Source organism: Curtobacterium salicis (genome assembly GCF_011759505.1).
GTDB lineage: Bacteria > Actinomycetota > Actinomycetes > Actinomycetales > Microbacteriaceae > Curtobacterium > Curtobacterium salicis.
This window is the reverse complement of the sequence record NZ_JAAOYO010000001.1, coordinates 826,469-841,151: the sequence shown is the minus strand read 5'-3', so window position 1 is coordinate 841,151 and position 14,683 is coordinate 826,469. Positions and strand designations below refer to the sequence as shown.

13 protein-coding genes and 1 riboswitch are annotated in these 14,683 nt (G+C 74.3%); of the genes, 8 read left to right on the top strand and 5 right to left on the bottom strand.

Annotated features, from left to right (window positions below; all coding sequences use genetic code 11):
- Positions 1-49: 49 nt before the first annotated feature.
- The 3 genes from E9228_RS03950 to thiM all read right to left on the bottom strand — a co-directional run bounded on the left by E9228_RS03950 (position 50) and on the right by thiM (position 3,107).
- Complete coding sequence (locus E9228_RS03950) at positions 50-1,588, bottom strand: bifunctional hydroxymethylpyrimidine kinase/phosphomethylpyrimidine kinase (RefSeq protein WP_341849758.1); 1,539 nt, start codon at positions 1,586-1,588, stop codon at positions 50-52.
- Entirely contained in the window at positions 1,585-2,250 is a 666-nt protein-coding gene (thiE, locus tag E9228_RS03945) for a thiamine phosphate synthase (RefSeq protein ID WP_166779239.1), read from the bottom strand. Before thiE ends, E9228_RS03950 begins: the two co-directional genes overlap by 4 nt.
- Entirely contained in the window at positions 2,250-3,107 is an 858-nt protein-coding gene (gene thiM, locus E9228_RS03940; RefSeq protein WP_166779238.1) for a hydroxyethylthiazole kinase, read from the bottom strand. The genes thiE and thiM overlap by 1 nt, the downstream gene beginning before the upstream one ends.
- A riboswitch (TPP riboswitch) is annotated at positions 3,096-3,192 on the bottom strand. Its footprint overlaps the gene before it by 12 nt.
- 67 nt (positions 3,193-3,259) lie before the next feature.
- Between thiM and E9228_RS03935 the strand changes: the two genes are divergently transcribed.
- The 3 genes from E9228_RS03935 to E9228_RS03925 all read left to right on the top strand — a co-directional run bounded on the left by E9228_RS03935 (position 3,260) and on the right by E9228_RS03925 (position 6,143).
- Entirely contained in the window at positions 3,260-4,207 is a 948-nt protein-coding gene (locus tag E9228_RS03935; RefSeq protein ID WP_341849757.1) for an NUDIX domain-containing protein, read from the top strand.
- Between the two features lie 137 nt (positions 4,208-4,344).
- Positions 4,345-5,091 (top strand): phosphotransferase enzyme family protein, encoded by a 747-nt coding sequence (locus E9228_RS03930; RefSeq protein WP_166779237.1) that lies wholly within the window; start codon positions 4,345-4,347, stop codon positions 5,089-5,091.
- A 104-nt stretch (positions 5,092-5,195) separates the two neighbouring features.
- Positions 5,196-6,143, top strand: coding sequence for a DnaJ domain-containing protein (locus tag E9228_RS03925; RefSeq protein ID WP_166779236.1), 948 nt, complete (start codon positions 5,196-5,198; stop codon positions 6,141-6,143).
- 27 nt (positions 6,144-6,170) lie between these two features.
- Here E9228_RS03925 and E9228_RS03920 read toward each other — a convergent pair whose 3' ends face one another.
- Positions 6,171-6,533, bottom strand: a complete 363-nt coding sequence (locus E9228_RS03920; RefSeq protein ID WP_166779235.1) for an RNA-binding S4 domain-containing protein — start codon at positions 6,531-6,533, stop codon at positions 6,171-6,173.
- A gap of 53 nt (positions 6,534-6,586) precedes the next feature.
- On the opposite strand from E9228_RS03920, the gene E9228_RS16920 reads away from it, so the two are divergent.
- Together E9228_RS16920 and E9228_RS03910 are read left to right on the top strand one after the other, a co-directional pair.
- On the top strand, positions 6,587-6,886 hold the full coding sequence (locus E9228_RS16920) for a 2-hydroxymuconic semialdehyde dehydrogenase (protein ID WP_252727542.1): 300 nt from the start codon (positions 6,587-6,589) through the stop codon (positions 6,884-6,886).
- A gap of 60 nt (positions 6,887-6,946) precedes the next feature.
- Positions 6,947-8,116, top strand: coding sequence for a hypothetical protein (locus E9228_RS03910; protein WP_166779234.1), 1,170 nt, complete (start codon positions 6,947-6,949; stop codon positions 8,114-8,116).
- 122 nt (positions 8,117-8,238) lie between these two features.
- Here E9228_RS03910 and E9228_RS03905 read toward each other — a convergent pair whose 3' ends face one another.
- The gene (locus E9228_RS03905) at positions 8,239-9,744 is read right to left on the bottom strand and encodes a S1C family serine protease (protein ID WP_166779233.1); all 1,506 of its coding nucleotides are present in this window, start codon (positions 9,742-9,744) and stop codon (positions 8,239-8,241) included.
- Between the two features lie 187 nt (positions 9,745-9,931).
- Here E9228_RS03905 and E9228_RS03900 point away from each other — a divergent pair, with 187 nt between their 5' ends.
- The 3 genes from E9228_RS03900 (at position 9,932) to E9228_RS03890 (ending at position 14,683) form a co-directional block, all read left to right on the top strand.
- On the top strand, positions 9,932-10,966 hold the full coding sequence (locus tag E9228_RS03900; protein WP_166779232.1) for a FecCD family ABC transporter permease: 1,035 nt from the start codon (positions 9,932-9,934) through the stop codon (positions 10,964-10,966).
- Positions 10,963-11,988, top strand: coding sequence for an iron chelate uptake ABC transporter family permease subunit (locus E9228_RS03895; RefSeq protein ID WP_166779231.1), 1,026 nt, complete (start codon positions 10,963-10,965; stop codon positions 11,986-11,988). The genes E9228_RS03900 and E9228_RS03895 overlap by 4 nt, the downstream gene beginning before the upstream one ends.
- A gap of 274 nt (positions 11,989-12,262) precedes the next feature.
- Positions 12,263-14,683, top strand: a complete 2,421-nt coding sequence (locus E9228_RS03890) for a glycosyltransferase family 2 protein (RefSeq protein ID WP_166779230.1) — start codon at positions 12,263-12,265, stop codon at positions 14,681-14,683.

The window sequence follows — 14,683 nt, the reverse complement described above, 5'->3', positions numbered from 1 at the left end:
GGGTCGCCCGGCCGCTCCACCACCGACCGGGAGGCCCGCCCCACCTCCGTCAGACCGTCTCGCCCAGCTGTTCCGGCATCCGGAAGAACGCGAGCTCCTGCGCCACCGACTGCCGGAACGCGCGGGCCATCCGTCCCCGCAGCTCGGGGTCGGCCCGCCGCGCGAGCTCCTCGACGAGCTCCGTGGCCCGCGCGCTCGAGGCCGCGAACCCCGGGTCCCGGTACGCCGTGATCCAGTCGGCGAACGGGTGCCCGACCGGTGCCGTGCCGAGCCGTTCCCCGACCCAGGCGTAGACCCGGAAGCAGGGCAGCACCGCCGCCGCCAGGAGCGAGACGTCCCCGGTGGCAGCGACGTCCCCGGTGGCAGCGACGTCCCTGGCGTCGGCGCTCTGCCGTGCCGCCTCGGCCAGGTGTGCGAGGTACCCGGCGCACACCGGGTGCACCGGGTCGTCCGCGTGCGAGCCGGCGAGCCGACGCTGGTGCAGGTCACGGGCCTCGGCGGCGCAGCCCGCGCTGGCGGTCGTCCAGAACACGGCGGCGTCCCCGGCCGACCCCGCGGCGATGGTCGCGAGGTGCTGCTCGTACGCCCGGAGGTAGTGCACGTCCTGCGCCAGGTACCCCGCGAACACCTCGGGGTCGAGAGTGCCGTCGGCGAGACCCTGGAGGAACCGACAGTCCAGCGTCTCGTCGAGCACCTCGGCGGCGTCGACCCACCACGCATCGGTCAGCCGCGGTGTCGGCAGGGCGGCGCGGACGAGTGCGCTGTGGTCGATCGGGCCGTGCCCGTGCCCCACCTGCAGGGCGTCGGCGCCTCGGAGTGCGGCGGTCAACCAGGTCTTCGCCGCCCCCACCGCCAGCTCCCAGTCGCCGTGTCGGGCGACGAGCATCGCGATCGCACTCGACAGCGAGCACCCGGTGCCGTGCGTGTTCGTGGTGACGACCCGCGGCCCGGTGAAGACCCGGACGGATCCGTCGGGGGAGACGAGCACGTCGTCGGCGGTCGGGCCGTCGTCGTGGCCGCCCTTCGCGAGCACCCGGACGTCCCACCGTCGTGCCACCGCCCGGGCGGCCGCGATGCCGTCGGTCGTCCCGGCCCCGGCGAGCTCGGCGAGCACCCGCAGTTCGTCGCGGTTCGGCGTGACCAGGTCGGCGACGGCGAACAGCTCGGTCATCGCCGACTCGGCGTCCGCGTCGAGCAGCCGGTCACCGCTCGTCGCGACCATCACCGGGTCGACGACCACCCAGGCCGGCCGGTGCGCGCGGAGCCAGTCGACGACGACGCGCACGACCTCGGCGGTCCCGAGCATCCCCGTCTTGACCGCGTCGACCGTGACGTCGTCCGACACCGCGTCGAGCTGCTGCCGGAGGAACACCGCGTCGGGGACGTGCACCGACCGGACGCCGAGCGTGTTCTGCGCGACCAGGGCCGTGACGACCGCCATGCCGTACCCGTCGTGCGCGGCGATCGACTTGAGGTCCGCCTGCACCCCGGCGCCACCGGTCGGGTCGGTGCCGGCGATGCTCAGCACCCGCGGCAGCGACGCCCCGGCCCCGGTCCCGGTCCCGGTCCCGGGCACGCTCCCGCTCACCGTGCCGCTCCGTCCCACGCGGCGACGAAGGCCGCAGCGGCAGCACCCGGGTCCGGTGCCGCGCAGATCCCGGACACGACGGCCACCCCCGCCGCTCCGGCCCGCCGCAGCGGCCCGACGTCGTCGAGCGTCACCCCGCCGATGCCGACGCACGGCACCGTCGTGGTCGCCGCGAGCCGTCCGAACCCGGCGACGCCGAGCGCCGGCGGGTGGTCCGGCTTCGTGCTCGTCGGATGGACCACCCCGACCCCGAGCAGGTCCACCGACCCCGTCGGCGACATCGCGACCTCCACCAGGTGCCGGGTCGTGTTCGCGGTCACCCCGACGTGGGCGTCCGGACCGAGCAGTGCACGGGCGGCGCTCGCCGGGACGTCCGACTGGCCGAGGTGCACGCCGGCGACCCGGTGCCCGGCGTGCCGAGCGGCGAGGGCGACGTCGAGCCGGTCGTCCACGACCACCAGGGCCCGGTCGCCCACGGCATCCGCCACGGCGGCCGTCAGCGCCAGGAGGTCCCGCGCCGATGCGGTCTTGTCGCGCACCTGCACGATGCGGACCCCGGCACCGACCGCTGCCTGCACCACGCCGAGCACCCCGTGCCCGTGTCGTTCCGCCAGCGCGGTGTCGGTCACCAGGTAGACCCCGAAGTCGTCCGTGCCGGGCATCAGGCGAGACCCCCGACGGCCGCAGCCGACGTGTCGGCGGTGATCCGTGCCTCCCGGACGACGTCCTCCGGCGTCAGCGACGCGAGCCGGTCCAGGAACAGCGGCTGGAAGGTGCCGGGGCCGCCGGCGTCCCGCGCCGCCAGCTCGGCCGCGATCGTGTGCACCGCGGTCGCCGCGACCGCGGCGTCGAGGGGCCGGCCGGGGGCGACCGCGGTGAACGCCGCCACGACCGCACCGAGCGCGCACCCGCCGCCGGTGATCCGGGTGAGGAGCTCGGTCCCGTTCGCGACCCGCACCAGCCCGGACGGGGCGACGAGCAGGTCGATCGGACCGGAGACGGCGACGGCTCCAGCTGACCCGTCCAGGACGGCTGCGACGGCGGCGTCACGGGCGTCCTCCGTCCCGACCGTGCTGTCGACCCCGCGACCACCGGCGGAGGCACCGAGCACCGCGAGGACCTCGGAGGCGTTCCCGCGGAGGACCGTCGGCCGGAGCGCGAGCAGGTCCCGCGCCAGGGCGGTGCGGACCGGCAACGACCCGACCGCGACCGGGTCGAGGACCCAGGGCGTACCCGCGACCACCGCGGCGGCGGCGGCTTCGAGTGACGCCTCCCGTGGCTCGGCGTGCGGTGTGCCGGTGTTGACCAGCAGCGCGTCGGCGACGCCGGCGAAGGGCCCCGCCTCCGTCGGCACGTCGACCATCGCGGCCGACGCCCCCAGCGCGAGCAGCACGTTCGCGGTGACGTTCTGCACCACCGTGTTCGTGATGCACTGCACCAGTGGCGCCCGGGTACGGACGGCCTCCAGCAGGTCGGCGGTGCGGTGGGCCCAGTCGGTCGTGGGCGCAGCGTTCTCCATGGACGATCCCTTCGCGAGTACGAGCTCGAGCAGGTTCGACGGGTGTGATCTCAGCCGCTCGGATGCGGCACCCCGTGTCTCGGACGACACCGTACACGCATCGCCGCCGACGTCCGGGGCCCCTTGACGGACGTTTGTGGAAGGGTGGGGACGTGGACGACGAACGACGGACCGCGACCCCGGCCGGACCGCCGCCCGGACCTCCCTCCGGACCCCGAGACCCCGGCGACGCCTGGGCCTACGGCGACGACGGCACGAAGGCCTGGGGCCGCTTCGGCGCCGCCGGCCTGCTCGTCGACGACGGCGACGGCCGCGTCCTGCTGCAGCACCGGGTCGAGTGGAGTCACCACGGCGGCACCTGGGGCATCCCCGGCGGGGCCCGGCACCAGCACGAGGACCCCGTCACCGCCGCCCTCCGCGAGTCCGCCGAAGAGGCCGGTGTCCCCGAGGACGGTGTCGACCTCCGCCACACCGCGGTCCTCGACCTGGGGTTCTGGAGCTACACGACCGTCGTGGGTCGCGCCTCCCGGCCCTTCGAACCCGTGATGGCGGACCGCGAGAGCCTTGCCCTGTCCTGGGTGCCCACAGCCGACGTCGAGTCCCTCGACCTGCACCCCGGGTTCGGCCGCTCCTGGGCCGCCCTCCGCGCCACCCTCGACCGCACCCCGCACGTCGTCGTGGACGCCGCCAACGTCGTCGGCAGCGTGCCGGACGGCTGGTGGAAGGACCGCGCCGGCGCCGCCGCCCGACTCGTGGACCAGGTCCGCGCGCTCGCCGCGGCCGGCGTCCCGGCGACCGCGCTCGACCTGCCGTCGACGGCCTGGTGGCCCCGGTGGACGGTCGTGCTCGAGGGGGAGGCCCGCGGCGCCGCGACGGATCCGGCACCGTCCGCCCCGCGGCCGGGTCTGCCCTCGGTCACGATCGAGCGGGCAGCAGCCTCGGGTGACGACGCGGTCGTCACCGCGGTCGAGCTCGCCGTCGCCGCCGGGGACGCACCGGTCGTGGTGGTGACCGCGGACCGCGGCCTCCGGGACCGGGTGCAGGCGCTCGGCGCCGACGTGCGGGGCCCGGGCTGGCTGCGGGAACTGCTCCCGGACTGAGCCCGATCCGTCCGGAGGACGCCGCCGACGTCGCGCAGGGCGCGCCGATCGGATGGTCGCCCGGCGACCCGCCCGAGGGTCTGCTCCTGCCACTACAGTGGCGTGCACGTCGACGACGACGCTCAGGAGGTTCCCCCATGGAACGGATCACCAAGGCCGACGACCGGGTGCACCGGCCTGCCGGGCCGTGGACCCCCACGGTGCACCGCTTGCTGACGCACCTGCACGAGCGGGGTTTCGTCGCGGCTCCCGCCCCGATCGCCCTCGGCGAGCAACTCGAGACCGTCACGTTCGTGCCGGGCGAGGCCGGCGAGTACCCCTGGACCGCCGACGTCGCGAGCGAGGCCGCCCTCGTCACCACCGCGCGGCTCCTCCGGCAGTTCCACGACGCGGCCGCCTCGTTCCCGCGCGACGACGCGACCGACGTGTGGTCGCAGGCCGAACGTCTGCCGGTCGAGACGATCGTGCACGGTGACTTCGCCCCCTACAACGTCGTGTACGACGGCATCGCCGCCGTCGGCGTGATCGACTTCGACACGGCACACCCCGGCCCGCGGGTCTGGGACGTCGCGAGTGCCGTGTACCGGTTCGCGCCCTTCACGAGCAGTGCCGACGAGGGCGCTCCCGTGCCGGAGTTCGCCGACCGGGTGACCCGCGCCGCCGAGTTCTGCCGTGCCTACGGTCTGGACGCCCGCTCCCGGAGCGTGCTCGTCGAGACGATGACGGCGAGCCTGGTGTCGCTCGTCACGACGCTCGAGACCGAGGCGGCCGCGGGCAACCCGAAGTTCGTCAGCGACCTGGCACACGGGCACGCCGAGCTCTACCGGGCGGACGTCGCCTGGCTCGAGGAGCACGGGGACGCGATCACCGCAGCCCTGGTCTGAGTCGCCCCGGCCCGAGTCGCCCCGGCCTGCCCGCCCGCTGCTCAGGACCCGCCCAGCCCGCTCGCGGCGGACACCGACCCCGCGTCGGGTAGCGTTCCAGGGCCATGACCGACAGCCCGGCCGACGCCACCCCGTACGAAGTCCTCGGCGTCCCCGCGACCGCCGACGACGAGACCCTCCGCCGCGCGTACCGTCGAGCAGCGCGCGAGAGCCACCCCGACCTCGGCGGTGACGCGCAGCGCTTCCGCCGGGTGCAGATCGCCTGGGAGCGGATCGGCACCCCGGCCGCACGCCGCGCCTACGACACCGGGGCGTTCCGTCCCGGCTCCTCGTCGACGTCGGCACCCTCCGGCTCGGCCGCCTGGCGGAGCGGTTCCGGTCGGGACGACTACGCACCGCCGACGGCCCGTCGTGATTCCCGCCCCCGGGCACGATCGCACGGGCACCCGGGCGGCCGGTCGCGCGAGGTCTTCCTGGCCGCCGAGCGCGAGTGGGTCGGACTCGGCGACCCGATCGAGGACCCGTACGACCCCACCCTCGTCCGCTCGGCACCGCGGTCCGTCCGTCGGCTGCTCGGTGAGGCGCTGGCCGAGGAGGCCACGGCCGCGATCATCGCCGACATGGGCATCGGCGTCTCGGTCTGGCACGACCTGGACGCCGGTGCCGAGGGCAAGCTCGACCATGCCGTGCTCACGCCGACCGGGCTGTGGGCCGTCGAGTCGATCGACTGGGGTGGCCCGGTCGCGATCGAGCACGGCGAGGTCGTCGGCGAGACGCTCGAACCGGGGGAGCGCCCGGTCAAGGAGCTCGTCCGCGCCGCCCGTGCCGTACAGAAGCAGACCCGGGTGCGCTTCACCGGGCGGCTGCTCGTCGTCCCGGACTCCGCGGTCGACGAGGACGTCGAACTCATCGGCACGCCCCGGAAGCCGACCGCGCTCATCGTGCGACGGAGTGCGCTGGTGCAGGTGCTCGCCGGCAACTGGTCCCCGGAGGGCTCGGTCGACGTCTTCGCGATCCGCGACCGCATGCAGCAGACCGTCCGCTTCGTCTGACGGGTCGGTGGTCCGCCGGAAGGCCGGTCAGTACCCGCGGAGCTCCTCGAGGTCGCGGCGTTCCCGCTTGCTCGGCCGCCCGGCACCGCGCTCACGGATCGGCACGAAGCCGGCTTCCTCAGGGGGGAGGCGGGGCGGGGTGTTGTCCTCGAGGTGCTTCGCCGCCTCGGCCGCGCTCACCCGCTTGAGGATGATGCTCTTCACCACCACGATCCGGTCGAACCCGGCCTGACGGACACGGACCTCGTCCCCGGGGCCCACCGGCTGCGCCGGCTTCGCCCGTTCGCCGTTGACCTTCACGTGACCGGCCTTGCACGCCGTCGTCGCCGCGGACCGGGTCTTGGTGATCCGGACCGCCCAGATCCAGCTGTCCACCCGGGCCTTGTCCATCCCGCCACCCTAGCCGCGGCGGTCGGGTGGACCCCGGGCCGTACCCTCGAGGCATGTCCGACGCCGACCTCGACCGCTCCGGCGGACCGGCCGCTGCTCCGTCGCAGGCCGAGATCGCCCGGGCCCGGGCCCTCGCCGCGGTGGACGCCGCGACCCTGGGGGACCGACTGGTCGTGCGCGCGCACGACGGGGACGGCGCCCGGGACGCCCTGGGCGAGCTGACGGAGCGCACGCCGGACACCCTGACCGTCGCCACCCGTCGTGGTCCGGTCACGGTCCGCCGCGCCGACGTCGTCGCCGCGAAGCCCGTCCCGCCGCCCCCGCCGCCGCGTCCCCGGCGGACGGCCTGGTGATCCACCCCGTCCCGGCGAGCCGCTGACCCGAGGCCGCCGGCGCGCACGTAGCCTCGCACCATGCTCGTCCCCGACCCACCCGCCGCCGCCGGGCAGACCGAGGACCGCACCGCCCGCGTCCGCTTCGTCCGGCCGACCGGCTGGCGCACCGAGGAGTCCTCCGGCGCCGACCTCCGGGTCCGCGGCGACGACGTCGTCCTCACCGTCCGCTCCCGGCCGAGCGACCGTGCCATCGGGGACGAGAACGCCTCGCTGCTCGAGCGGCTGCCGGGCTCGGTCGACGGGCTGCTCCTGGTGGGCTGCGACGTCTGGACGACCGCCGGTGCCCCGGCCCGACTGGTCGAGTACGTCCGTCCCGACGAGGAGGGTGACGTCGCCGGCGCACACCTGCTCCTCGTCACGGGCCGCCACCGCGTCGACCTGACGATCGAGCGGCCCCTCGCCCGGATGACCGCGACGGACGACGCCGTGTTCACCGTCCTCGACTCGGTCCGGGTCCTCGACCGGGTCACCGCCGTCGAGTCACGCAACCTCGAGGCCCTGCCCGTGCTGCTCAGCGGCTCGACCCTCACCGGCCCGTCGCTCGGCGCCGAGGCCGTCTCGACCCTGCAGGACCTCGCCGGCCGACGATGGAACCCCGCGCTGCTCCGCACCGACGGCGGCCGCGAGCTCGTCGCCGCCGACCTGGTCGGACGCTTCGGCACGGTCCCGCCCGACACCGCCGCCGTGCTCGCCCCCTGGGCTGCGGGGGTGCAGCCGATGACGCTCGACCAGCACGACGACGACGGGCGGGTGACGCGCCTCCAGGCCTGGTCCGGCACCGTCGTCGACACCGGTGCCGACGGCCGGTCCGTGGTCGCGTCCGTCCCGCCGGAACGGGTGGTCGGACTGCTGGCCGGGAGGCTCGGCATCCGCCCGACGTGGACCTGGCCGTTCCGCACGCCGGCCCTGCCCGGCGATCTGCTCGACCGACGACTGGCCGGTGGTGAGTCGACGCCCGACCTCCCGGACGCCGTCGCCTCGGCCGACTCGACGCTGGCGGCGTTCTGGGCGGCCCCGTGGACGGTGTCGGCGCTGGTGCGCCCCGGTCGGACCCGGCCGCTCGTCGTGGTCTCCGCCCAGGGGATCGGCTTCGCCCGGGTGGGGCGGAGCGAGGGCGACACGACGGCGTTCACGGCCGAGGCCTCGGCGAACGTCTACCGGACGCTCGTCCGCGCGCTGCTCGGCTGAGCTGCTCGCTCGCGCACAGGCCCGAACCCCAGCGAACTCCCCGGACAGCACGACGCCCGCGCGGGGAGGCGCGGGCGTCGTGCTGAGCGGAGCGTGTCGTCTCGTGTCGTGGGGCCGTCCGGTCAGGCTGCGGGACCGGCGGTCAGGGTGACGGTGGCGGTCGTCGCGGTGCCGTCGCTCGTCGTGTAGCCGACCGAGACCCGGTCGCCGACGTCGTGCCCGCTGATGATCTCCGTCAGCTGGTCCGAGCTCGTGACCGCGGTGCCGTCCACGCTCGTGATCGTGTCGCCCGCAGCCAGTCCGGCGCTCGCGGCTCCGGAGCCCTCGACGGTGCCGGCGATCGGCACCCCGCCGGTCGTCCCGGTCGCGGTGCTGCTGATCTGCACACCGAGGAACGCCGGCAGGCCGATCGTGATCGTGCTCGACGACTCGCCCGCCAGGATCTCGTCCGCGATCGACTTCGCCGTGCTGATCGGGATCGCGAAGCCGGTGACGTCGGCGGTCCCCGAGGACGCGGCGGTCGCCATGCCGACGACCTCGCCCTCGCTGTCCAGGACCGGGCCGCCGGAGTCACCCGAGACGACCTGCGCCGCGAGCTGCAGCAGCCCGGTCAGGGACTCGGTGCCGGTGCCGGACTCGCTCTGCACCTGGATGTCCTGGTCGGTGGCCGTCACGGTGCCCGTGGCGGCGACCAGGTCGCCGGTGCCCTCGGCGTTGCCGACGTCGGTGATCGCGTCACCGGTCGATGCCCCGCCGTCGTCGTCGAGCGTCACGGTCGACAGCCCGGAGGCGTCCCGCAGCTTGAGGACCGCGACGTCGTTCGTCGCGTCGGCGCCCACGACGTCGGCGGTGTACTGCTTGCCCGTCGTCTCGTCGGTGACCGCGATCGAGGTGGCGCCCTGGATGACGTGGTTGTTCGTCAGGACGGTGCCGTCGGAGGTCAGGACCATGCCGGTGCCGGCCGCCTGCTGCGACTGGTCGTAGCCGATCACGGTGTCGATCGTGACGACGCCCTTCTCCTGGGCGGCGGTCGCCGGGGTGGCGGCGGACTCGGACGTGGTCCCGGTGCCGTCGGTCCCGGTGCCCGAGCCGTCCGTGCCCGACCCGTCGGTGCCCTGGCCCGGGACGGTGAACCCGTTCGTCCCGCTGCCGGTGTCGGGCGTCGTGGTCGTCCCCTGCGAGGAGCTGCCCTGCGACTGGCTGGAGGTCGTCGTGGTGTGCACCGACGAGAGCCCGAGCGCCGTGCCGCCGGCGGCACCGACGATCGCGAGCGCCGCGACGCCGGACCCGATGGCCAGCGCCAGTCTGCGGGAGCGCCGGTTCGTGCCGGGCGCCGTGCCGAACGCCCCGGTCCAGCCCTGCGGCGCCGCCGGGTGCGCCGCGCCGTACTGCTGCGTGCCGCCGAGTGCCGGGCTGCCGACGCGGTAGGGGCCGCGCCCGTCGGGGGAGTACGCGTACGGCCCGGAGCCGTCGGCTCCGTAGAGGTACGGACCGGAACCGTCGAAGGCGTAGGCGGGGCGCAGGGTCGACCGGTCCGCGTGCGGCGGCTCCCAGCTCGGCTGCTGCTGCTGGGTGTGCTCCGGCTCGCGACGCTCGTCGTCCGGGGTGGGGTTCGGGGTCTCGTTCATCGGTGCTCTCCGGTCGTTCCTCGCGGCCCGGTCGGCCGTCGATGGATGTCAGTACAGGCCCCGTTCCCATGACGACCCTATGAACGCACCATGGTGGTGCCGAGCAGCTGCTCGACGGTTCCCGACAGTGGTCCGGCGCCGCTCTCGAACCGCGGCGGGGCCATCCATTAGGCTCGCCTCACTTCCCATGCGATCCCGATCCGTCGCGCCTCCCGCGCCCGCTCCCGTGTCCCGGCTGGTGCTCGCCACCGTCCTCGCGGTCGTCATGCTCGCCGTCGCCTGTGCACTGAGCGTCGCCGTCGGGTCGCGGTCGATCCCGCTCGGGGTGGTCGTCGACACGCTGCTGCACCCGGGCCGCGACGACGAGATCGGGCTCATCGTGCTCGGCAACCGCGTGCCCCGGACCGTCGTCGGGCTGCTCGCCGGTGCGGCCCTCGGCGTCGCCGGAGCCGTGATGCAGGGGATCACGCGCAACCCGCTCGCCGATCCGAGCATCCTCGGCGTGAACGCGGGCGCCGCGCTCGCCGTCGTCGTCGGCATCGCGGTCTTCGGCATCAGCGGCACCGCGACCTACCTGCCGTTCGCGTTCGCCGGCGCCGCCCTCGCCGCACTCCTCGTGTACGGCATCGCCGCCGTCGCCCGCGGCGGGCTCACACCGGTCGGGCTCGCGCTGTCCGGAGCCGTCACCGCCGCCGCACTGTCGTCGGTGACGACCGCGGTGCTCGTCACGAACGCCAGCCTGCTCGACCAGCTCCGCTTCTGGCAGGTCGGCGCGCTCGCCGGCAAGGACCTCGGCACCGCGGGCGTCGTGGTGGCCCCGGTCGTCGTCGGGCTCGTCATCGCCGTCGGACTCGGACGCTCGCTCAACACGCTGGCGCTCGGCGACGAACTGGCGGCCTCGCTCGGGCAGCGCGTGGTGCTCGTCCGTGCGGTCGGCGCCGTCGTGACCGTGCTGCTCGCTGGCTCCGCGGTCGCCGCCGCCGGTCCCATCGCCTTCGTCGGACTCGCCGTGCCGCACGCCGTCCGTCGACTGTCCGGACCCGACCACCGCTGGACGATCCTCCTGTCCGCCGTCGTCGCGCCCGCGCTCCTGCTCGTCGCGGACGTCATCGGGCGGGTCGTCGCGTACCCGGGGGAGCTGCAGGTCGGCATCGTCACCGCACTCATCGGCGCGCCGGTCTTCATCGCCCTCGTGCGGTCCCGGGTGGTGCGCGGACTGTGACGGAGACGAGCGCCCGGACGGGCACGACGGCACCACGGCGACGAGGGACCCGGCGCCGCGAGGTCCTGGTCCTCGTCGCCACCCTCGCGGCCCTGTTCGTCCTCGTCCTGGTCGGCCTGGGCGTCGGTGACATCCCGCTCTCGCCCCTGCAGGTCCTCGGCGCGCTCGTCGGGCACGGGGACACGATCTCGGACTTCGTGCTCGGGCAGCTCCGCGGGCCGCGGGTCCTGGCCGCCGTCCTCGTCGGTGCCAGCCTCGGGGTGGCGGGGGCGATCGTGCAGAGCGTCGTCCGCAACCCGATCGCCAGCCCGGACATCATCGGCATCACCGCCGGGGCCAGTGCCTCGGGCCTCGTCGCCATCGTCCTGTTCGGGGCCTCCGGGGTGCTGCTCTTCGGCGTGGTGCTCGTCGGGGCGGTCGCCGTCGCGGTGCTCATCGCCGTCCTGGCCTGGCGGCGGGGGATCACCGGCAACCGGGTCGTCCTCGTCGGCGTCGGTGTCGGCGCGATGGCCCTCAGCGTCACCGGCTGGTTGCTCACCAGCGGCAGCCTGCAGCAGGCCGGCACCGCACTGCTCTGGCTCTCCGGCAGCCTCAACGCCGTCGACCGCACCGTCGTCGGCGCACTCCTCGTCGGCTTCCTCGTGCTCATGGCGCTCGCCCTCGTGCAGTCCCCGCGGCTCGCCGTGCTGACGCTCGGCGACGACGTCGCGGCCTCGCTCGGACTCCGGCCCGACCGGGCGAAGGTGCTCCTCCTGCTCACCGCGGTGCTCCTCACCGCCGGGGCCGTGGCCACCGCCGGACCCGTCTCGTTCGTCGCGCTGATGGCCGCACCGATCGCCCGGCGGCTCGTCGGCGGCGGCCGCATCGCCCTCGGTCCCGCTGCGGCCGTGGGCGCCGTCGTCACCCTCGGGTCCGACCTGGTGGCGCAGTTCGCGTTGCCGGGCGTCACCCTCCCGGTCGGAGTGGTCACCGGACTCGTCGGAGCGCCCTACCTGCTCTGGCTCCTCGCCCGGGGGCGCTGAGCAACGCCTCCCGCCGGGCCGGAACCGGTCCGAGGACGTGCACCGCGCCTCCAGGCCGTGCCCAGGCGGCGGTCGGACTCGCCGCACCGACCCCCGGACGCGGGTCGGTGCGGGTCTGCGCGCACGCTTGCGGGAACCCGCAGGAGGTGCCCCGAACCCCCCGTCCGAGGGTCCGCACGACGACAGCCGTCGCCGTACCGTCGTCGACGACCACCGGACTCCCCGACAGCGCCCACACCCGACGGCTGCTGGTCCGGTACGAACGAAGGACAGCATGCCCGAACACCTCGACGGCGCCCCGACGCGCCGCCGCCAGTGGGGTGCCGAGCGACGGACCCAGCCGCTCGACACGATCCACGCCCGCCCCTCCGACCGGAAGCTCGTCTCCGGACGCGTCGCCATCATCCTGACGATCGCGTTCTGGCTGGCCTACGTCGTCTACACCGTGATCCGCCAGTTCCTGGACTCCGGCACCGAGAGCTTCCGGTTCACCACCGAAGCGATCTCGTACACGGTCGTCGTCACGTTCCTGACCTTCTCGGCCCTGATGCACCTGGTCGCCCGCCAGGGTGCACTCGAGCGCTTCGCGACCCACGTCCGCGTTCCCCGTGCCGAGCTCGACCGCCACTTCGCCGAGGGCCACGAGACCCCGCTCACCGTCCTCGTGCCGAGCTACGCCGAGGAGCCCGAGGTCGTCGCCACCACGCTGTGGTCCGCCGCCCTGCAGGAGTACCCCGACCTCCGCATCGTGCTGCTCGTCGACGACTCGCCGTTCCCGACCGACCGCGAGACCGCCGCCAAGCTCGAGCGCACCCGCGCCGTCGCCGACACGATCCAGTCGCAGCTGGCGGCGCCGTCCCGCCGGTTCCAGGAGGCCCTGTTCTCCGCCGAGGTCGAGGCCACCAACGCCCCGCAGGCCTCCGTGGAGGCCGTGCGCACCCTGGTCGCGCACCACCGCTGGGCGGATGCCTGGCTCCGACGCCACGCCCGCGAGCACGGTGTCGCCGACCACGTCGACCAGTTCTTCACCGACCAGGTCCTCGTCGGCCTGGCGGACGAGTTCCGCCTGACGGCCGAGGCGCTCGACGCGGCGATCGACGACGCCGGCACCGCCGAGTTCACCGACGTCACGTCGGCCCGCGCGGTCGAGCTGCAGCGTCGCCTGGCGTGGACCTTCACCGCCGAGATCACCACCTTCGAGCGGAAGCGCTACGCCAATCTCTCGCACGAGGCGAACAAGGCGATGAACCTCAACTCCTACATCGGCCTGCTCGGCGGCGCCTACCGCCACGAGGAGACCGCGTCCGGCACCGTCCTGCGCACCGTCTCGGACCCGGCCGACGCCGACCTGGTCGTCCCCGCGTCCGACTACGTCCTGACGCTCGACGCCGACTCGGTGCTGCTGCGCGACTACTGCCTGCGCCTGGTCTACTTCCTCGAGCAGCCCGAGAACGAGCGCGTCGCCGTCACCCAGACGCCGTACTCGTCGTTCCGTGGAGCCGCCACCCGCATCGAGCGTCTCGCCGGTGCGACGACCGACATCCAGCACATCCTGCACCAGGGCATGTCGAAGTACGGCGCCACCTTCTGGGTCGGCGCGAACGCGGTCATCCGCACCCGGGCCCTCCGCGACATCGAGGAGACCGAGACCGTCGGCGGCTTCGAGGTCAAGCGCTACGTGCAGGACCGCACGGTCATCGAGGACACCGAGTCGAGCGTCGACCTCGGCATGCACGGCTGGACCCTCGTCAACTACCCGGAGCGCCTGTCCTACAGCGCGACCCCGCCGGACTTCGGCTCCCTGATCGTGCAGCGGCGACGCTGGGCGAACGGCGGTCTGCTCATCCTGCCGAAGTACATCCGCCAGGTCCGCGAGCGCCGGGCCCGCGGTGAGCGCGTCAGCGTCGTCGAGATGGCGCTCCGCGTGAACTACATGGCGTCGATCGCCTGGGGTTCGCTCGGCCTGATCTTCCTGCTGGCGTACCCGTACGACTCGCGCCTGCTCAGCCCGATGGTGCTGCTCGCCGCCCTGCCGTACTTCTGGCTCTTCGCGAGCGACCTGCGGTACTGCGGCTACAAGCGCACCGACATCCTGCGCATCTACGGCTTCAACCTCGTCCTCATGCCGGTGAACGTCGCCGGTGTGCTGAAGAGCGTGCAGCAGGCCCTCACCGCGAAGAAGATCCCGTTCGCCCGCACGCCGAAGGTCCGCGACCGGACGGCATCGCCCGCGCTCTACGTCCTCGCCCCGTACGCCATGGTCGCCTTCTCTGTGTTCACCTTCGTCCGTGACTTCGGTGCGCAGAACTGGGGCAACGCGGTGTTCGCCGCCTTCAACGCCCTGCTCGCGATGTACGCGATCACCGCGTACATCGGGCTCTGGAACTCGGTCGTCGACGTCTTCATCTGGGCGACGAAATGGATGTTCTACGACCCGTCGGCCCGTGCCGCACGACGCGCCGCCCGCAAGGACGAGCGCGCCACCGCGAAGGCGGTCCGTCGCGGACTCGTCCCGGAGGCGGCACCGGCCACCGAGGACTGGCGCTCCGTGCTCTACTTCGGCCAGCGCGGTGCCACCATCCCCGAACACCTCGGGAGCGCCGACCGCGTCGGGAGCACCCACCACATCGGGACCGGCACCGCCGGCGCCCAGCGCGGCACCGCCGTGCAGCACGACGAGAAGACGGCGGCCTGA